Annotated in this window: 15 protein-coding genes; 7 read left to right on the forward strand and 8 right to left on the reverse strand. The window is 68.3% G+C overall.

Going from position 1 to position 19883, the window contains the following annotated elements:
• Positions 1-34 precede the first annotated feature (34 nt).
• Positions 35-1330: an alpha/beta hydrolase gene (locus tag NZH93_RS41240; RefSeq protein ID WP_259628769.1), complete on the forward strand. Its 1296-nt coding sequence runs from the start codon at positions 35-37 to the stop codon at positions 1328-1330.
• Between the two features lie 115 nt (positions 1331-1445).
• Positions 1446-1712, forward strand: a complete 267-nt coding sequence (locus NZH93_RS41245) for a GlsB/YeaQ/YmgE family stress response membrane protein (protein WP_259628770.1) — start codon at positions 1446-1448, stop codon at positions 1710-1712.
• A 64-nt stretch (positions 1713-1776) separates the two neighbouring features.
• Here NZH93_RS41245 and NZH93_RS41250 read toward each other — a convergent pair whose 3' ends face one another.
• Positions 1777-2904, reverse strand: coding sequence for an epoxide hydrolase family protein (locus NZH93_RS41250; protein ID WP_259628771.1), 1128 nt, complete (start codon positions 2902-2904; stop codon positions 1777-1779).
• 273 nt (positions 2905-3177) lie between these two features.
• Between NZH93_RS41250 and NZH93_RS41255 the strand changes: the two genes are divergently transcribed.
• Positions 3178-4926 (forward strand): transglycosylase domain-containing protein, encoded by a 1749-nt coding sequence (locus tag NZH93_RS41255; RefSeq protein ID WP_259628772.1) that lies wholly within the window; start codon positions 3178-3180, stop codon positions 4924-4926.
• On the opposite strand, the gene NZH93_RS41260 is transcribed toward NZH93_RS41255, so the two are convergent.
• Both NZH93_RS41260 and NZH93_RS41265 read right to left on the reverse strand, forming a co-directional pair.
• Positions 4867-7050 (reverse strand): protein kinase domain-containing protein, encoded by a 2184-nt coding sequence (locus NZH93_RS41260; RefSeq protein ID WP_259628773.1) that lies wholly within the window; start codon positions 7048-7050, stop codon positions 4867-4869. The genes NZH93_RS41255 and NZH93_RS41260 overlap by 60 nt on opposite strands.
• A gap of 133 nt (positions 7051-7183) precedes the next feature.
• A complete protein-coding gene (locus tag NZH93_RS41265; protein WP_259628774.1) occupies positions 7184-7786 on the reverse strand; it encodes a TetR/AcrR family transcriptional regulator in 603 nt (200 codons plus the stop codon).
• 167 nt (positions 7787-7953) lie between these two features.
• On the opposite strand from NZH93_RS41265, the gene NZH93_RS41270 reads away from it, so the two are divergent.
• Positions 7954-8430: a nuclear transport factor 2 family protein gene (locus NZH93_RS41270; protein ID WP_259628775.1), complete on the forward strand. Its 477-nt coding sequence runs from the start codon at positions 7954-7956 to the stop codon at positions 8428-8430.
• A 13-nt stretch (positions 8431-8443) separates the two neighbouring features.
• Here NZH93_RS41270 and NZH93_RS41275 read toward each other — a convergent pair whose 3' ends face one another.
• A complete protein-coding gene (locus NZH93_RS41275; RefSeq protein WP_259628776.1) occupies positions 8444-10024 on the reverse strand; it encodes a hypothetical protein in 1581 nt (526 codons plus the stop codon).
• Positions 10025-10164: 140 nt separating this feature from the next.
• Between NZH93_RS41275 and NZH93_RS41280 the strand changes: the two genes are divergently transcribed.
• A complete protein-coding gene (locus NZH93_RS41280) occupies positions 10165-10464 on the forward strand; it encodes a hypothetical protein (RefSeq protein ID WP_259628777.1) in 300 nt (99 codons plus the stop codon).
• A 56-nt stretch (positions 10465-10520) separates the two neighbouring features.
• Here NZH93_RS41280 and NZH93_RS41285 read toward each other — a convergent pair whose 3' ends face one another.
• The gene (locus tag NZH93_RS41285; protein WP_259628778.1) at positions 10521-15728 is read right to left on the reverse strand and encodes an NACHT domain-containing protein; all 5208 of its coding nucleotides are present in this window, start codon (positions 15726-15728) and stop codon (positions 10521-10523) included.
• Positions 15729-16123: 395 nt separating this feature from the next.
• Here NZH93_RS41285 and NZH93_RS41290 point away from each other — a divergent pair, with 395 nt between their 5' ends.
• Entirely contained in the window at positions 16124-16609 is a 486-nt protein-coding gene (locus NZH93_RS41290) for an EF-hand domain-containing protein (protein WP_259628779.1), read from the forward strand.
• A gap of 129 nt (positions 16610-16738) precedes the next feature.
• Here NZH93_RS41290 and NZH93_RS41295 read toward each other — a convergent pair whose 3' ends face one another.
• From NZH93_RS41295 to NZH93_RS41305, 3 genes are all read right to left on the reverse strand, one after another.
• Positions 16739-17521, reverse strand: a complete 783-nt coding sequence (locus tag NZH93_RS41295) for an AfsR/SARP family transcriptional regulator (protein ID WP_259628780.1) — start codon at positions 17519-17521, stop codon at positions 16739-16741.
• A 502-nt stretch (positions 17522-18023) separates the two neighbouring features.
• Entirely contained in the window at positions 18024-18689 is a 666-nt protein-coding gene (locus NZH93_RS41300) for a pyridoxine/pyridoxamine 5'-phosphate oxidase (protein WP_259628781.1), read from the reverse strand.
• Positions 18690-18821: 132 nt separating this feature from the next.
• Positions 18822-19169, reverse strand: coding sequence for a hypothetical protein (locus NZH93_RS41305; RefSeq protein ID WP_259628782.1), 348 nt, complete (start codon positions 19167-19169; stop codon positions 18822-18824).
• Positions 19170-19676: 507 nt separating this feature from the next.
• Here NZH93_RS41305 and NZH93_RS41310 point away from each other — a divergent pair.
• Positions 19677-19871, forward strand: a complete 195-nt coding sequence (locus tag NZH93_RS41310; RefSeq protein WP_259628783.1) for a hypothetical protein — start codon at positions 19677-19679, stop codon at positions 19869-19871.
• The last annotated feature ends 12 nt before the right edge of the window (positions 19872-19883 follow it).

Below are 19883 nucleotides of genomic sequence, written 5' to 3' on the forward strand. Positions count from 1 at the left end.
ACCTTTCGCAAAAGATGAGAAAGGTGGTCGGGTGATGCTGGGGATCGATCCGGTGGGGACCGCGACGGCGGTGGTCGAGATGATGCGGGACGGGCGTTTCGCGGAGGTCGAGGAGCTGTTCGCGCCACGGCTGCGCGCGGTCGTGTCCGCCGACGCGCTGCGGACGGCCTGGACGGTCGAGGTCGAACGGCGCGGGCCGGTCACGGCCATCGGCGCGCCGCGGGGTGAACCGCCCGCGGCGGGGCTGGTTCGGGTGAGCGTCCCGGTGCAGTGCGAGCGCGGCGGGCTCGTGGTGGTCATGTCCGTGGACGACGCGGGTGCGCTGCACGGCCTGCTGCTGGCCCCCGAAGCCGCCGGGGCGTGGACGCCGCCGCCCTACGCCGCTCCGAGGAGGTTCACCGAGCGGTCGGTCGAGATCGGGTCGGGTCCCCTCGCCGTGAGCGGCACGATCACGGTGCCGCGCGGGCGAGGTCCGCGTCCCGGAGTCGTGCTGCTGGCCGGGGGAGGGCCGTTCGACCGCGACGGGACGACCGGGGCCAACAAGCCGCTCAAGGACCTCGCCTGGGGACTGGCGAGCCGGGGCGTGGCGGTGGTGCGGTTCGACAAGGTGACGCACACCCACGGGGACGTCGTCGACGCGCCGGGGTTCACGATGTCGGACGAGTACGTGCCGCACGCGGTCTCGGCCGTCCACCTGCTCCAGCGGGAGTCCTCTGTGGACTCCGGGCGGGTTTTCCTGCTGGGGCACAGTATGGGCGGCAAAGTCGCGCCGAGGGTCGCGGCTGCCGAGCCGTCCGTGGCCGGGTTGGTGCTCCTGGCGGCGGACGCGCAGCCGATGCACCACGCCGCGGTCCGGGTGGTCCGCCACCTCGCCTCGCTGACCCCCGGCCCGAACGCCGACGCCGCGGTCGCGTCGGTCGTCCGGCAGACCGCGCTGGTCGACGGCCCCGACCTGACGGTGGCGACCCCCGCGAGTGAGCTGCCGTTCGGCCTGTCCGCGTCGTACTGGCTGGACCTGCGCTCCTACGACCCCGTCGCGACCGCGGCCGCGCTGGGCAAACCGATGCTCATCGCGCAGGGCGGCCGTGACTACCAGGTGACCGTCGAGGACGACCTCGCGCGCTGGCGAGCGGGCCTGGCGCACAGGTCCGATGTGGACATCCGCGTCCACGAAGACGACAACCACCTGTTCTTCACGGGCACGGGTCCGTCCACACCGGCGGAGTACGAACCGGCGCAGCACGTGGACCCGGCCGTGATCGCCGACGTCGCCGAGTGGCTGCGGCCACCTCGCGGGAGGGTGGCCCGGTTCCTCGACCGTCTCGGGTGAACGGTTCCCGGAAAGTTCTTGGTTTGGAGTTCCCGCCGTTCGGGCATCTCTCCGTCGAGCTAGTCGAAGGCGAAAGAGCATCCGCTCGCCGCCGCCGGACGAAGGAGATTTTTCCGTGGGTATCTTGGGTTGGATCGTGCTCGGCCTCATCGCAGGCGCCATCGCGAAGGCCATCATGCCCGGCAAGGACCCCGGTGGCATCATCATCACGATGCTGATCGGCATCGTGGGCGCCGTCATCGGCGGCTTCGTCGGCAAGGCCCTGTTCGGCACCGACATCAGCACCTTCTTCAGCCTCAGCACCTGGCTGCTGGCCATCCTGGGGTCGCTGATCCTGCTGGGCATCTACCGGCTGGTGACGGGTCGGCGCGCACACGCCTGACCCCCGTACGCACGACGAACCCCGACGGCCAAGAGGTCGTCGGGGTTCGTCGTGTTCCCGGTCCTCAGTGGAGGGAGCGGAAGAACTCGGTGAGGTCGTGGGCCAGCAGCTCGGGTTCCTCGTGCGCGGCGAAGTGGCCGCCGCGGGGCATCTTCGTGTACCTCGTGACGTTGTACGTGCGCTCGGCCCAACTGCGGGGCGGTTGGGCGAGGTCCGCCGGGAACAGCGCGACCGCCGTGGGGACGTCCACCCGTTCGACCCGCCGGGTCAGCCTCTCGCCGTACTCGTAGTACGGCCGGAACGAGGTCGAGACGGTGTTGGTGAACCAGTAGAGGGACGCCTGCGTCAGGAGGAAGTCGTCGCTGAACCGGGAGGACAGGTCGCCGCCGCAGTCGCTCCACGCGCGGTACTTCTCGACCATCCACGCGAGCAGCCCGGCCGGTGAGTCGGCGAGGCCGTAGCCAAGGGTGAGCGGTCGGGTGCTCTGCTGGTGCTGGTAAGCGCCTTCCCGCGCCGACCAGTCCGCCACCGAGTCGAGGTGGGCCCGCTCCTCGGCCGTGAGGCTCGCCGGGTCGTGGGTGGGCGGGCCCGCGACGGCCATCAGGTGGATGCCGACCAGCGCCTCGGGATGGGCTTCGGCGAGCCGGGAGGTGATGCCCGCGCCCAGGTCCCCGCCGTGAGCGCCGTAGCGCGTGAAACCCAGCTCCTCGCGCATGAGCCGGTGCCAGAGGTCGTGCGTCTGGTCCATGAGCGAAGGCCGCTGCGGGGAGAAGCCGAATCCGGGCAGCGACGGGACGACGACGGTGAACGAGTCCTCCGCGGAACCGCCGTGCTCCGACGGGGTCGCCAGCCGCCGGGCGAGCCCGACCAGTTCGAGGACCGTGCTGGGCCACCCGTTCGTCAGGACGATCGGCAGGGAGTCGGGGCGTTCGCCGTCGAAGCGCAGGTAGTGCACCGGTGTCCCGGCGATGTCCGCGAAGTGGTGGGGGAGCGCGTTGATCGCGGTCTCGTGGGCGCGCCAGTCGTAGTCGGACGCCCAGCGGGTGACGAGCCGCTCCAGTTCGCCGGGGTCGGTCCCCGCGTCCCACCCGTTCATGGGCCACCGCGTCGGCCACCGCGTCCGCGCCAACCGGGACCGCAGCTCGTCGAGTTCGGCGTCGGTGACCGCGAGGACGGGGTCAGCGGGGACCACGGTTGCGCCCCCGATCCCACGGGCCGCCCTGGTCGACGGTCTTGGCTGTCGCGGCTCGGGTCGCCGCGAGCGACCGGGGCCGGGTGGCCGGCAGTGCGTGCATGATCATCCCTTCGAGGAGCGCGTCCAGGCGCGCGGGCGTCGTCCCGGCCGGTGAAGCGGGCCAACACCTCCTGGCTGGTCGTACACCAGATTGGAACAGATGTCCGCGTCGTCCGCCGACGTCGGCGCGGGTGATGCAACTCCGGAGTTCCCCGGCGAGTGTCACCGGTGATGAGCAACGACAGCGGAACCCCGGCAGCCGATGGTGACGGCGGTGGTCTCGTCGCGGACGACGTCCCGAAGACCACCCGATCCGGTGAAGCGCGGCACAGAACCACCGGACGCAGGGGCGTGCGGCGGTTCCTCCCGTCACCGAAGCTGGTGGTGGGCCTGTTCGTCCTGGTCGTCGGCCTCGCGGGCGCGGCGTTCGCGATGGCCCTGTCGGTGGTGGAGATCCCGGAGCCCAACGACTTCGCCACCCGTGAAGCGACGATCTTCACCTGGTCCGACGGCTCGCGCATCACCCACGTCGGCGTGAACCGCCAGCCCGTCGAGTTCGACGAGATCCCGGCGGTCGTGCGCGACGCGGTGCTCGCGGCCGAGGACCGCTCGTTCTACAGCGATCCGGGGGTCTCCGTCACGGGCCTGCTGCGGGCGGTGAAGAACAACATCACCGGCGACGGCGGCGCGCTCCAGGGCGGGTCGACGATCACCCAGCAGTACGTGAAGAACTACTACCTCACCCAGGAGCAGACCTTCCGCCGCAAGGCGGAGGAGGTCCTGGTGTCGATCAAGATCGCCAACGAGACCCCCAAGGACACCGTCCTGCGGGACTACCTCAACACCGCGTTCTTCGCCCGCGGCACGTACGGGATCGAAGCGGCGGCGCGCGCGTACTTCGGTGTGCCCGTCAAGGAAGTCGACGATCCGGCGCGAGCCGCCTACCTGGCCGCGATCATCCAGGCCCCGTACTACTACGCGACCGCGCCGGACGACCCCGAGGCCGCGAAGGCGTTGCGGGAACGGTGGGACTACGTCCTGGACGGCATGGTCGAGGAGGGCTGGCTCGACCGGGGGAAGCGCACGGGCCTGGCGTTCCCGGAACCGATCCGCCACGAGCCGAACGAGCTGTCCGGCGTCAACGGCTACGCGGCCGACGCGGCGACCCAGTTCCTCAACGGCCTGCACGAGCAGGACCCGACCGTGCCGGACGCCGCGATGCTGGCCAGGGGCGGCTACACCGTCGTGACGACCTACCGGCCGGAGCGGATGACCGCCGTGCGCGACGCCGTGGCCCAGGGGCTGGCGAACCTGGACCCGGCACGGCCAGAGGACCGGGACGTCCACCTGGCCGTCGCGTCGGTCGACGTCGCCACCGGCGCGATCGTCGGCTTCCACGGCGGCCCCGGCTACCTGGAGCAGAGCTTCAACGACGCCTTCCAGGCCAGCGGCCCGATCGGCTCGCTCGGCGACACGCTGTGGAAGTTCGACCAGGCGTTCGCCAGGGGCGACGGGGCGGCGACGTCGTTGGAGGACAAGAAGATCTTCGACGCCCGTGACGACGGCGAACCGCCGGGGCCCGGCGACCTGGCGACGACCCCGATGCGGGCCGCCGCCGCGTTCGCCTCCCTCGGCACCACCTACCGGCAACCCCACCACGTGGCGGAGGTCCGGAAGGACGGGCAGGTCGTGTGGCGGGCTCCTGCCCCCGAGGACGACCCGGTCGGCGTCGGGCAGGCCGCGCTGCCGGGCGGGTTCATGGACAGCGCCGTGGACGACGGCGGTCAGTGGACGTGGTCGGTGGGCAGCGACGGCATCACCGCGACCGCCGTCGCGATGTTCGCCACCGAGGCCGACGGCAAGCGGAACCGCAGGCTCGACGGCATGTCACCGGTGCGCGGCCCCGGCGCGCCGGTCGAGTCACGGTCGGGCATGAGCCGCACCAGCCTCGTCGTGAAGCTGCTGATGAAGGGGAGGTGACTCGCCGCCGTCCAGGAGTTCCTTCGCCCTGCTCCTCTCGCCCATGAAGAAGGCGCGCGCCAGTTCGCCGCGGATGGCGAACCCGGCGCCGATGCACTTGGCGGTGTAGTGGATGCCGATGCTGATCAGGGTCAACCCGAACACGTACGCGCCGGTGTCGTGCAGCCAGCCCATGTCCAGGCCCAGGGCGATGATGGCGATGAGGCAGGCGTACAGCAGCATCGTCCACCACCACTGCTCGAACCCGTGCGTCGAGAAGTTCGCGTCGGCCGACCCCTTCGGGAACAGGTCGTCAGCGGTGCGCAGCATCCGCCGCGCGAACACCAGCGTCATCAGGTTGGCCAGCGCGACGGCCAGCGCCCCGCCCGCGAGGCACCACGCCCACAGGTCGTGCCGCCAGAAGAGCGCTATCACCGTGGTGGGCAGGGCGATCACGGCCATCAGTCGGATCAGCAGTTCGACGAGAAACGTGGTGGCGCCGCCCGTTCCGCGGGCGGTGACCCGGCCCAGGATCGTCTGGTAGAACTTCGCCGCCACCAGCCCCTGGCTCAGCGCGACGATCTTCGCCGCCCACTCGAGCTCGCTCGACGGGAGGTCCACCTCGAACGCCAGCACGTCGTCGAGCTTGAACGGGGCCGCCTTGGCCACGACGAACCACCAGCAAGCGCTGGAGATGACGGAGAAGAACAGCAGGTAGTTGCTGAACCGGACGGTGGAATGCAGGTGGCGGGCGCCCCGCCACAGCGTGACCTGGGTCCAGACCTCCCGCGACGACGGGGCGAACACCGTCCACGCCCGCGCCAGCGCGTTCTTGCTCGCGGTGCCCTCCTTGAGCGCCAGGGCGAACTGGTCGTCGATGTGCTTGCCGAGCCGTTCGAACGAGAACGGCGTCCTGGCGAAGGAGAACAGCCGCAGGTCCGATCGCCATTCGATCAGGTTTTGCAGCAGGGTCCCCAGTTGCGGGCTGAGCTGCCAGACCCGCACGGGGAGTTGGCCGGACCGCGGCGGGTAGCCGCAGATCGTCTCCGCCAGGATCACGCCGAGGGAGTAGGCGTCGGCGTAGGTCGTCTCCTTGTCCCGGTTCTTCACCTCGGGGGCGACGTAGACGGAGTCGTCGTGCTCGGCGATGCCGACCTGCCTGCTGTAGAGGTGGTTGCGGCCGAGGTCGATGAAGTGCATCTCGCCGGTTTCCGGGTCGATGATCACGTTGTTGGGCGAGAGGTCGAGGTGTTGCCGCTGCGGGAGGTTCGAGGTCACCTCGCCCTTGTCCGCCAGCCTGTGCAGGGAGGCGACGAGGTGGCGCGCCACCTCCCGCGCCTTGACCAGTCGTTCGTGGTCGGTGCGCGGCTGCTGCTCGAAGTGCCACAGGTCTTCCCGGAGCGTCCGGCCGGGTTGGTAGGGCATGAGGATGCACTGCTCCGTGGAGACCATCGGCTGGACGACGATCTTCGAGGTGTTGTGCCCGCCGTAGGTGTCGGCGTAGTTCGCGGTGGCCTGCGCGACGGCGAACATCTTGTTCCAGGGGAACAGGACGCACTTGACGACGATGGACGACCGCGAGGTCGCCGGTCGATCCTTGGAGTTCGCCTTCAGGATGAACGAGGTGGTCCCGGCCTTGAGGTACTCGACCCCCTCGAAGTCGACGCGGTCCCACCACCGCCGGAACTCCGCGTTCGCCTTGGTCGAGCCGTACACCTCCCTGATCGCCCTCCGGACGGCGGGAACGTCCGCGAAGAGCTTGCGGCACTCCCGGTCGTAGCCGTCGATCCGGTCGGCCTCGCCCGTACCGATCGCGACCACGGGAGACCTCGCGTCGAACCTCCTCTTCAACAGCGAGGCGTTGAGCTTCACCAGGGCGAGCAGCCCGCGGATCGACACCTTCCCGTCGTCCGGTACCGCGGCGAACCTGCTCAACGCGGCGTCCACGCCCCTGCCGAAGGCGTCCTCGCCGAGGCTCGACTCCAGGTTGGCGATGTGGTCGAGGACGTTCTGGAGGAGCACGACCGCGCCGCGAACACGGGAGGACGAGTCGGCGGCGAGCAGCTTCCGCGTCGATTCCTCTTTGGCGGTCCCGGAAATCTCCTTGATCAGCAGTTCCTCGCACCTGCTCGCGGACACCCGCATGCTCGCCCACCCCCGGCTCCGTGGCCGCACCGACCCTGCGCGCACATCGGAGCACAAGACCGCCGAGTCGCGAAATATTCGAAGATCACCCGGACTCGGACGCCCGCCGTCGACGCGGGAAAAGCGTGCGGGCTCAGGGTTTCGTCGACTCGGGTGGGTGGCGGATCCAGTCGGGCAGGAGGGCGTACAGGCGGACGGCGATCTCCTCTTGATCGCAGTCCGCGGTGCCGCCGACGGCGGCGGAGAAGACCCCGTGCACGCCGGAGGCCGTGTAGACGTCCTCAACGGAGTCGGACCCCTGTTCGTCGACGCCGAGGTCGCGCCGAAGGGCGTGGAGCTGCTCCAGGAGGAGGTCGCCGATGCCCATCAGCCCGCTCGGCGACCGCCAGGTCGAGGCCACCAGGAAGAGGCTCCGGCGCTGCCGGAGGGAGTCGAGCATGGCGTTCAGCGTCGCCACGGCCACGGCGGTCGGGTCCGCGCCCTTCCGCCGGTCGCTGATGTTCAGGTCGTGGAGGGCGCGGAAGTCCTCCGCGATCACGTGCACCGCGGCCTCCTCGACGGAGTCGAAGTGGTTGTAGAACGTGGCGCGGTGGATGCCCGCGGCTTCGGCGAGCGCGGAGACCGAAGGGCACGACTCCGTTCGCCGCACCAGATCGGCCAGCGCGTCGGAGATCGCCCGTCGTGAGCGGGTGAAGCGCGGATCCGCCTCCACGGCTGAGGACTGGTCGCCAACCACGAACGCACACCTCCCGAACGTGACGCGAATCGCTTGCGCGCCAAGTCGATCGTCGTCACCGCTCGATCCACTTCGGACCGGACGCACTGAGCCTACCACTATTCGACACCTGTCAATTAGAGGTCTACGGTGAGTGGGGACAACGACCTGCCACCCGAGGACGCGCCATGTCGACCACCGACAGCACCACCGCCCCCACCGCGACCGAGGACAAGCTCGCGGTCGTGGAGACCCTCTACCGCTACGCCGCGGGCCTCGACCTGCGTGACGAGGACCTGCTCGCCTCCGCCTTCGCGGACGACGCGGTGGCCGACTTCGGTCCGGCCACGAAGAAGGCGGGCCAGGAGTACCCGCCGATCAAGGGCGGGGGGACCATCGCCACGGCGCTGCTGGGCTCGCTCAGCCGCCTGGACACCACGCACTCGTTGAGCAACCCGCGGGTCAGCCTCGACGGCGACACGGCGCACCTCGAAGGCATCATGGCGTGCCAGCACCTGCCGCGGGAGGACCACTCGCGCCACGTCCTGATGACCAACAGGTACGACGTCGACCTGGCCCGGCAGGGTGACGTGTGGGTCATCAGGCACGTCACCGTCGACAACGCCTGGACCGAAGGCGACCCCACCGTCCTCGCGGGCATCTAGGTCTACGGCCGCGCTACCAGCGCGCGCTGGCCATGACGGCGTCGGGCAGGCGGAGCCACCAGTGCGCCCGACGCGCCACGTCCGACGACGTCGAGGTGCTCGTGCGCAGGTAGTGCAGACCGGCGCGGTCCTGGTTCATGCCGACCGCGTAGAGCACGGCGCGGTGCTCGACGTCGATCTGCCAGTCGCTGCGCGGCTTGTTCCCGTCGAGCACGCGCCGCCAGGTGCTCAGCTCGGTCGTGCCCGGAAGGTGGGCCAGTGCGAACGCAGCCCCGGCGGTCAGGTGCGACGGGGTGCTCTGCGCGCTCATGAGCGCCTCCAGGGTCGCCCGGTGCCGTTCCGAGCCGAGGCTCCCGAGCAGGTCCACCAGCGCGGCGCTCGTCGCCGGGTCGGAGTCGCGGGCCGGATCGGCCAGCAGTCGGTCCAGCGCGTCGGCGATGGTGTCGCGGAACGGCGAGCTGTTCAGGACGTTCGCCCCGTAGACCCGCGTGTCGGTGTCCGTGCTGAACAGCGACTGCCGGATCAACCGGCCCACCAGGGGATCGTCGTCGTGGCGCTCGGTCTGCGCCACGGTCACCGCGTCCAGCAGGCGTTCCGCCTCCGGCAGGTACGCGGTGAAGGACGGGCTGAGGCGGTGGGTGATGGTCGCGCGGTGGCCGTGGTCGCTCGTGTCCAACGCCCGGCGGACCTCGGGTTCGAGCAGGCCGCGGGGGATGGTGGCCAGCAGGTCGGCGGCCGTTTCGCGGAGCGGGACCGAGGAGGAGTCGGCGAGCAGGTGGCCGCACGCGACGGCGGCGACGTGGTTCCGGTGCTGGTCGTCCCACGGCAGTCGGGTGGTCCAGGCGATGAGCGCGCCCCGCAGCTCCAGTTCGGTGGCGGGCGAGGCCAGCATGGTCAGCAGTTTCGCGGTGACGGCTGGTCGCCGGTTCCCGGCGAGCAGGGCGACGGGGTCTACGACCACCTGGCAGGCGGGATCGGCCGTGAAGTCGGAGATGGCCCGGAAGAGGGCCTCGTCGGCGCGCGCGTACCGGTGCAGGTGTTCGAGGGCGGACAGCCGCAGCAGGTACCGCCACCTGATCGAGATCGCCATCTCGGCCAGCAGCCGGTGGACGATCGGGTACCACTGCGAGGTGGACAACCGCAGCCGGGAGCGCGGCAGCCCGCGAACGAAGTCGACCCACTCGACAGCGGTGATGACGGCCCCTCCCAGGAACTTCTCCAGCACGGCGGACGCGTTCACCGGGAGGTGCCACCTCGGCGGGATGCCTCCTTCCAGGCTTGTCACGACGGCGTCGAGTTGCCCGGCCGACAGGCCGACCAACTCCTCGAAGCGCCTGATGGCGGCCAGCGACATCCTGGTGCGCCTGTTCTCCCACCGCGACACCGTGGTGGGGGAGACCCCCGGCACGGCCGAGGTCTTCAACGCCGAAGCCAGTCCCTCCAGCGTGCGCAACGCCCGGTCCGGCGCGTAGAGGCGGTGCAGGGTGAGCAGCCAGCTAATAGCTGCCTTGTTGTCCACCCTGGTGACGGGCCCTCCGGCGTCGTCGTCGGCGATCGAGGTCAGGCGGCCGCGCTGGTGTCGGGTCGATGCCATGCCGCGATCCTCTGGGATCCGCCGACGGCCCGGACAGCCGCTGGACGAGTGGATTGCGGTCGAATTCTGCACGAATGGCGGTATCGCCACGCAGGCTGCCTAGTTTGGGAGTCCCCGAGAGAGACGAGGACCCGGAGAACATGACGACGAACCTTCACGCGGTTTACGAAGGCGTGGTGTACCACTGCGACTTCAGCCGCAACGACTTCAGCGCGACCAACGGCAAGCACGAGGTGGTCGTGCTGGTCGAGGAGCACAGCGTGGACAAGGGCAAGGTGAGGGCGCTCGTCGTGCGCGCCGAGAAGAACGGCAAGAGCTACACCGCCAACGTCGACGAGGTGTTCACCGTTCCCGTGGAGAAGCTGGTCGCCGTCTACCCCAGGATGACCGAGCAGGACCTCCGAAACGCCCGGAACGAGCTCAAGCGCAGGATTCCCTGACACCGATGACGTTCCTGGTGCCGGCCGCCGCAGGCCGACACCAGGACGTCCGCGCCTCAGCCTGACAGTGCTCGGACCACTTCGCGGGCTTCCTGCCTGCACACCAGGCTCCACCGCGCAAGGTGACCGGCCGCCCGCCGCCGAACGTGCCGAGCGACCTTCTCGTCCCAGGCGATCTCCCGTGCGACCACGGCCGCTTCTTCACGACACGCTTGTCGCAACGTTGCCGCCGCGTCGGCACATCGGATGCGGGTGATGGCGCCCAGTCGGTCGTCCTGGGCCATGGCCATCAGCCGCAGGGCGGCCCAGGTCGGCTCCAGCTCGCCGATGGTGAGGAGGATCTTTCTGTTTTGCAACGGTTTGCCGACTGTCAATAGTCCATAGAGGACTGTCAGTGCTTGCTGTCGAGTCATCGGCGCGATTTTGATCAGCACATGAGCGGCATCCGTCCGGGCCGACACAGGAAACTCCGTGTCCTCCATCATCGCCCGCAGCAGTTCGAGTGCCTTCTCGCGTCCGGCTTCTCCGTAGTCCGCCAGGTCTCGCGTGACGCGCCAACGCATCGCGGGTAGGGCCCTGGGATCGGCCGCGATCACCGCCAGGACCCGCGCCGCCGTCACCCGGTCCTCGGGTCGAAAGTCGTTCAACTTCTCGGCCGCCCGCCACCTCGCCACGGATGACGATCGCTCGTCCTCCAGGACTTTCCTCAGCGGCCCGAGGCCATTAATTCTCCGCAGCCGGAACAACGCGTCCACCCGGTCTCGATCCGACGACCGGGGGTCGGCGAGGACCGTGCGCATCAAACCGGCTGTCCAGGCGGGCTGTGCTGTGGCCACCTTGTCGACCAAACGGGCCGCCGCCAACCGCTGCCGCACCGGTTGCGCGTCGTCGAGCACAACGAGCTTCGCCTCTTCGAGCACACGGGACCACTGGGCATGCCCGAGCTTGGTCAAAGCCACTCGTGCCCGGAACTCGTACGACCCGTCGTTGGCCATGTCCTCCAGCAGTCGCAGGGCTTCTGGCATCAGGTGGATCGACAGGTCGGCCAGGGCCGCCGCAGCGGCAACTCGTTCTCGGCGCGACGTTTCCGGCGCGGTCAACACCTCGCGAATCGCGGCCTCCGCCTCGGCCGCCAAGGGCAGGTCGTTCCATCTGTCTTGTCGCGGTACCCGTTCGGCGATCGACTTTGCGTGATCATCGAGCAGATCCCGTTCGACTTCAGTGCGAAGCTTGCGAGGCAGTTGGTGCATGAGCGTTTGCAGGTCGCCGCCTGTGGCCTGCCGCGCGGCGGATGCTGTCAGGAGAGGTATCGGCTCGGTGCGCACTGCACTCAGGAATGCGAGCCAGGCGGTCGCGGCTACGCGGTCGGCCACCGTATTTTCCTGGTCTTCGGCGAGTCGACGGAGCACTGCCAACGTCTTCTTGTTACTAGGGCGATCCAGGAGTGTGAGTTTGCCCGCAGCCCAGCTTCGGAGGGAGACAGACTGCCGCTCGTCTTCCGCAATCTGGCGGTGATATACCACGGGGGCATCCCGGTTGGCTGTGCCAGACTCGGCCAGGGCTTGGTGGGCGTCACTACGGCGGGTGAGCCATAAGTGGGTGTCATGGGCGTGTTGCCGCAGTTCGTCGAGCGCCTGGCGGTCCCCTGGTCGCAACTTGCACACCAACCACGCGGCTGTTGCTCGTCCCTGCTGACTGGTGTCGTGGTCAGCGAGGAGGAAACGCAGCCTGGGCACAACGTCGGCACCGAGACCAGCGAGTTGGAGGACAGCCTCACGCCACTTCGTCCAGGGGACATCATCATCGAAGGTGATCTCTGCCAAGCGCTCGGGGGCGACTTCAGGTTGCATGTTTATCGCCCAAAGTCGGGTCGCCGATGTTGCGGATCCATCCCTGGCGAGCACGTCCACTGCCGCCCGCACCTCTGGGGCATGTGCGAAGCCCAAGCGCTCCAGTCCGCTGATGACGTTTTCCACGCGCAATGCGTTCGCCCTGAAATCGCCAAGTAGTTCGAGAAGAACGCGTGCGATCTCCTCGCGAAGGCCAACGCCAACGTCTGTAAATATGGTCACGACGTATTGGAATTCGAACCCTGGGGTCGAGGCGGAGCGGAACAGCTCGCACGTTTGGGCTACCGCGCGAGGATGGAATTGGGAGCCCAACTCGATCACGCAGCGCAGTGCGTTCTGTCGGGATCGTTGCGACTGGGTAGGGTCACCTGCCAACTGGAGCATGGTTTCGGCGATCTGGTTCCGCTCGGTGTCCGACGACATGAACCGTTTGATGGGGGATGGCCAAGGGTATTGACGTGTGTGGTAAAACCGAGCCTGGTCAAGGAGGGTCATGAAAGCGTCATCGTGGAATCGGGCGTCAAGTCTCACCAACTGGTCCCAAGCTTCCAGCGTCGCTTCTTGATCAGGACATGCCGCGATGACGTCGAGCAGTTGCGAGATGACCTTGGGGTGGAGTTCCGGTCCACTGTGGCTGAGCCGGGTCGCGGCCTGGACGCGGTTCCTTGGGATCTCACCTAGGTCGGCCATGAGGTTGCAGAGCTGGTGCAGGGCGGATGATCGGTACGGATCTCCCAGGTCGAGGAGGCTTCCGAGGATCGAGATGCGCACGGGTGCACCGAGCTGGACTTCGGCCAGTAGGTCCAATAGGTGTTCGGCCGCTTCGGTGGAATGCTTCGGGCTCAGTTTCGCAAGCGCTTTGGTCGCCGTGTGAACGCTGTTGATTGTCGCTTCTGGATCCCTGATGATGGTGCGAAGTTCGAATTCTGCATGGTCACGAAATGCGGGACCGAAGTTTGCTAGCTGACTCACGAAGAACTGGCGTTCGTGGGTAATGGTGCCCGGCTTGGAAATAGTGGAAAGTAGTAGCTCTCCGGCAGTTATGCGGTAGTCGGGACCGAGAATTCCGAGTGCTTCCGCGGCCACGAGGCGTTCAAGGAACTGTCGCCTGGCGTCTTCGATTATCGATTTCAGCGCCGCGGCCGCTTCGCTGGTCTTCTCCGGTCCGAGTTGCGCCATTCCGAGCGCAGCGTTTTCCCATGCGCCAGCGTCGTACCCCTTGTCATGCAGTACCGCGCTGAACATCTCAGCGGCTCGAGCATGGAACTCGACACCGATCTCGATCAAGCCCGTCGCGGCGTCGACCGCCACAGTCGGGGGAATCGTCCTGTCGTCCACCAGACCGAGCAACGTCTCGACAGCGGTCCGCCGGGCGTCGGGACCGAAGGCGGCGAGGATCACGGCGGCTGTGCGGAGGTCGGGGCCGGAGGCGTAGGGGTCGCGGAGTACGGAACGCAAGCCGCGTTCGGCTGTGTCCCGTTCGCTTGAGCCGGTTTCGGACAACGCCTCGGCCGCCGCCAACCGGACCGCGACCGACTTGTCCGCGTCGTCGACCACGGCGGTCAGGAACGTGATCGCTTCGCGCGCGTGTGCCTGGCGGATTCGCACCGCCAACGCCGTGGCCGCTTCCGTCCGGGACTCCCACGGTGCGGCCTCGTCGCGCATCAGCGTCGCCAGCCACTCGGTCAGGCCTGGGTGCTGAGTTGCACGACTGGTCTGGGCGAGCATGTCGGTGACGACGTACTGGGTGGTCATGGCCCAGCCGCGCACGGTGTCCAGGAAGGCGTCCACGGCCTGTGGGCCCGCGGGCATCCGCTTGGCGAGCAGGCGGGCCGCGAGGAGGTGTTGTTCTGCGTCGCCCGCTCGGAGCCAGCGCAGCAGCGGGTCCGCTTCGCCCTGCCTCAGGTGGGTGTGGTGCAGGATCACGGTTCTGGCGTAGCTGCCCGCCTCCTTGATCCGCGCCGCGTGCAGCAGGCGCACGAAGGCGTCGGGCGTGAACGTCGCGGGGAGGTCCTTCGCCTCGGCGGTGGCGGCCAGGTGCTCGGCGAAGCTGTGGTGCAGGAACTGGAGATCCTCACCGCGGACGACCAGGAGTCCGGTCGACACCAGGAACGCGGTCAGCTCCTCGGCCCACCCCGCGGTCAGGCAGTGCTCGGGGACGGTGACGTGCGTCCAGTCGCGTGCGGCAGCGACCAGGGAAGTGTCGGTCTCCACCCGCACTCGGCCGAGGTGCTCCAGGAGTTGGTCGCGGTGCTGGGCGAACGGGCTCGGCCGCGTGCGGGCCCGTTCGAGGAGCAGGGCCAGGTACGCCTCGTACAACTCGTACTGGTTGTCCGGCAACGGCTGGTCGGCGTGCCGCTGGAAGACGATCGCCGCGATCGTGGCCAGCAGCGGCACGCACACCAGTTCGTCCAGGTGGGCCGCGCGGATCTGGCGCACGAACCGGTCAGCCGGATCCGGGCCTTCCTCAGCGAACCAGTTGAGGGCGAACCGGTGCAGGGCCTCGCGGTTGAACGGCTGGAGTTCGTAGCGCATCGTCCCGACGCGGTGCAGCGGGGCGATGGCGGCGCCTTCGATCGGCCGCGTGGTGAGCACGACCCGGTAGGGCGACGCCGAGGCGCACGACGCCAGCACCTGCACTAGCCGGTCCCGGTCGTCGGAGTCGGCCACCTCGTCCAAGCCGTCCACCAGCAGCAGCCAGCGGCAGCCCACGACCCGGTCGCTCAGCGCGGCGGCCGTCACGGGGGCGTGCAGGAGGGCGCCGTACTCGGCCCGCGCGCTCTCGGCCAGGGCCTCGGGGAAGGGGATGTCCAGTCGTACGGCCAACTCCCGCGCGCTGAGGCGGAGGGGCACCACGGGTTCGGTGAGCGGCTCGGCACCACCGGACGTCCAGCGGGCCGCGATGTCGGCGGCCAGCCGCAGCGACAGCGTGGACTTGCCGTGCCCGGCACCGCCCGTGACGACCAGGTGGTCGTCGCCGTCCAACGCTTCCCGCACGGTCCGCACCGGTGGTCGGACGGCCACGCGCGTCACGGGTGGGGTGGGCGCCTCCAGCAGTTGGCCGTGCCCGTCCAGGATCGGGGTGGGCCTGGATGGTTCGGCGCGCGGCTCCTCCGCCCAGCCACCGAGGTCCTGCCGCACGTAGACCTCGGCCAGCGCGGGGCGTCGAGCCCCTGGCAGCCGGTAGGGCGACTCCTGCGCCGCCGCCACCTGGGCGCGCAGCAGGGACGCCACCTCGGCGGGCAGGACGGGGAGTTCGGTCCAGCTCTCGGGTGCGGGGTGGAGTGCCGCGGCCGCCGCGGGCGCGGCGTCGTGGAAGTGCACGTCACCGTGGATCACGCCTGCCAGGACGCTGGGACCGACCACGGTTCCCTCGATCAGGTTGGAGATGGTCGCTTCGCCGTCCCGTTCCACTCGGCCCCCTCGCGGTCGTCTCGTCCGGTGCGTCGATATCGGTCGTTTCGAATGGTAACTTTTGTGCCCGGACGGCGGTGGGAATACTGGGAAATTCCCAGTATTTTGTAGTGGGTCATGGTCCCGAAAAATGCGGACCGAGAGAACTCGGGTCATGGTACGGATCTGCGGTAAGTATTGTGAAACCAGGGCCGATCGAGGTGAATTCCTGTCGGTGTAGCAGATTCCAACCGCGTGTTCTCGATCGGCGTCCCGCTTCCCTCTAAAGGGCTAGTTTCATTGTTTCGGTCGCGTGTTAGCTTCGATGACGGCTGCTATCGGACGACTTGCGCGATGGCAGCCGCCCACCGGGTGGTCGATGCTGCCGGTGTTCGGATCCAGGGGAAAGGTGCGCCATGTCGCAAGACAGTTTGATTCGACTGTTCACACTTCTCGACGGCAATCGCAGCGGTGGGATCGACCGCGCGGACCTGGAATCGTTCGGGGCCAAGGCGGGTGGCCGGGCCACCGACAAGGCCGCCGCCCTCTGGAAGGCGCTGTCCGCACTGGACGCCGATTCCGACGGCGTCGTGACCAAGGACGAGTTCATCGCCGGCGCCGATTACGACACGGTGTTCGAATCCACCGTCGCCCTCCACATGACCCTGTTCGACTCGGCGGACACCGACAACGACAACAAGATCAGCCGTGCCGAGTGGGGATCCATCAACGCCACCCTGGGGATCTCGGACACCGACGCCGAGGCCAACTTCAACGCCGTCGACTCCGACCGGGACGGCTTGGTGACGCGCAACGAGTTCCTCGAGCGGGTGACCACGCTCATCCAGGGGAACAGCGACCTGGCCGCGGTCGACGTCACGCGTCCCCCGGCCCGCACCTGAGCCGCCCGCCTGGTCCTAGTCGTGGTGGATCAGGTCTTCGACGGCGTGGAGCGCGATTGCGGGGGTGCCCCTGAGACAGATCAGGGGCACCCCCGCTTTGGTGTGCGGGCAGCACGCAGGCCAGGGCCGTCAGCCGAAGCTGGGCGAGCCGATCAGCCGCCACCTGTTCTCCAGGTGGTTGGCCAGGATGGACGTGCGGCTCTGCCTCTGCTCGGGACCGGTGGTGGTGCGCAGGACGTGCCGCTGCGCGTGGCGCAACTCCTCACCCGGCTCGCTGCCGAGCTGGTCGATCAGCATCTTCCGGATGTGCAGGAACGCCGCCAACGCGTCGGACTGCCGACCCGCCCCGTGCAACGCCAACATCAACTGCGCGGTCAACGACTCCCGCAACGGATGCGCCCGCACCAGGTGCGACAACTCCGGCACCAACTGCGCGTGCCTGCCGAGCTGCAACTCCAGGTCGATCCACCACTCCAACGTCTGCATCCGCAACTCCAGCAGCGGCGGCACCTCGATGTCCTGCAACGTCGGCGACGGCACGTCCAACAACGGCGCGTCACGCCACAACGCCAACGCCGAGGACAACGCCGACGACGCGTCCGCCAACCGCCCGCCCGCCGCCAACGTCGCCGCCCGGCCGTGCAGGTCGAAGAACGTCGCCAGATCACTCTCGCCGGGACCCACGCTCATCATGTAACCCGGCGCCCTGGTGGTGATCCGCTCCGCCACCCGCGGACCCAGCGTGCGGCGCAGACGCATCACGTAGGTCCGGATCGTCGGCACGGCGCTGGGCGGCAGGTCCTCACCCCACAGGAACCAGGCGATCCGGTCGATCGAGACCACCCGGTTGTTGTAGAGCAGCAGACCGGCCAGGATCGTGCGTTGCTGAGCGGCGGGCAACGGTATTTCCACGTCGTTCAGAAAAGCTTCCGTCGGGCCGAATATCCCGAAGCGGATTCGCGCGTCCAGTGGTCCGGTATCTCGTGCCCGCGCCATAGAGTTCCTCTTCCTTGGTGCGACCGGTTGTCGACGAGGCGAATACGGATCCATCGTGGTGTGTTCGTGCCGGGTAGTTCAATAGGGCATCAGGGGATCCGTGGGTGTTCGCGGAGTATTCACATTTGCCATTGGTCGTGCACCTGTTCCGGTGGTGGAGGATGTCACCGGCTGGAGCCGGGTGGTGAATTTCAGGCGAATACTCCGGGGGATGTCTTCTGAGCCGATGTAAATATTTGTGGCAGGCTTTTGGCAAGGCGGCGGTGGGCGACGGGTAGGTCAAACGGGAAAACAGGGCGCGGAGGCAGGAATCCCCCGGCCATTCAGGGCAGTGGAATGATGGGTCCGTGCATGACCTGGTCAATCTGCACGCCTCCGAGTCGTGCCCGACCGCGCGGCTACGACCGGCGGAACCGGGTTACGGCCACAGCGGATCGGTCGTCCAGGATTCGCCGGTGGCGGTGTAGCGGAGTCGGACGTGGTTGCGGTGGTGGTCGCCCTGCCAGAACTCGACTTCGTCGGCACGCACGCCGTACAGCGTCCACTCCGGGGCGACGAGAGCCGGATCCCGTCGGATCAGCTCGGCCGCTTCGGCGAGCCGGAGGTCCCGTTCGCGCGGGTCGTGCAGGACCTCGCTCTGCCGCCCGAGCAGGGCTGCCGCTCGGGCACTGGGTGACCGACCCAGGTAGTCCCGCGCGCTGTTCTCCGCGTTCGCCACGACCACCGCCCCCCGAACACGCACCTGCCGCCCGAGCACGGGCCAGTAGAACGTGAGCGCGGCCCACGGGGTGTCGGCCAGTTCCTTGCCCTTGCGACTGGCCGAGCCCGAGGCGAACTGCCAGAGCCCGCCGCTCAGGTTCTTCAGGATCAGCACTCGCGCGGATGGCCGACCGGCGGGGTCCACTGTGGACAGTGTCATCGCGTGCGGTTCGATGACGCCCGCGTCGACGGCGTCGCGCAGCCAGTCCTCGAAAAGGGCGTCGGGGTCGTCCGGCGCGGTGTCGGGGTCGAACGCCGGGAGCGGGCCCGCGAGCGACGGGAGGCCGCGGAGCAGTCGGGTGATCGGCCTGTCCGTAGCGGTCATGGCTCGATGCTATCCAGCGTTTCCCCCTCTGCGCCGCACCGTCAACGGCTGGCACCTGCGGCGACGCGCTCGCGACACCCATGGGCGGAGAAAAGGGGCGCCTCGCAAGGCGCCCCTGTGGATCTTCCCGCCTCAGCCGGTCGGGCGGCGTCGTAGAACAGCCTGTCCCGTGAAGATGTTGACGCTCACCCAGATGAGAATCCCGAGCTGAACGGTGATCATCACGACTGTCGCCCAGTGCGGAAGTCCTTCGGGCGCAGCCGTCAACGTCAACATCGGCGCTACAAGCGCGCCGATGACCAGCAGCGCGGCGGTCGCCGCCTCGAGGAACTGGGAGGCGTGGCTCGACGGCACTGAAACGTCCACCGTCAGCTCTCCCTTCTCGATGCGCAACCGCGCCTCGGACGTGGGACGCTCGTCCCCGACCGATTCCAACCCGGCGAAGATCGAGTCGTCGCCGTCCTGCTCCGGAATGTCCAAGTCCGGTCTCCTCTGTTCGCGGACCTCGCAGACCCCGGTTGGGACTGCGGGTCCGACGGCGGGCGTTGAGCCCATCTCCCCCGATGGGTGGAATCCACGCCCGAGCGCCGGTTATGCGGCAGATGGACGGGCTGCCGCCTGTGATTCAGAGAAGTGACCGACCTCCAGGTGGATGTGTCGGCCGCTCCGCTGGATCACCGCGTATGTGGGTGATAAGGCGAGTTGTCATGTCACTCTCCCGTTCCTCTCTCGGTTTGGTGATCAGGTCGCCTTGGTGGTGGGGCAGCCGTTGTCATGGTGGCCCCACCAGGGAAAGTCTGGCACGCCCGATATGTGCGAGCAACACTTTTCACACATTTTCTGTGTCAGAAGATGGTATTGAAGTGTGTCATCTGCGACGATGATGGGACCTGGCCGCAAAACTGCGCTGGGAGTCGTGAAGGGAGCGCGGTTATTACACCGTCGAAGGAATCGGAGGCCGTAGGGGAGCCTGCGGTGGTGGCCCGCGTGAACATCGCCCTGGTCAAGGAGAGCGCGAAGGCCCTCGTCAAACTTCAGGACGACACTGGGCTCAAGAAGGTCGACATCGTCAACCGCGCGATCCAGCTCTACGAGTTCATCGCCGGCGAGTTGAAGGCGGGTCGTCAGGTCGTGGTGCGTGATGACGACGGACACGATGTGCTGGTGAAGATCTTCATGTGACCGATCACCGCT

The sequence above is a fragment of the Umezawaea endophytica genome, assembly GCF_025061645.1.
Classification (GTDB): Bacteria; Actinomycetota; Actinomycetes; order Mycobacteriales; family Pseudonocardiaceae; genus Umezawaea; species Umezawaea endophytica.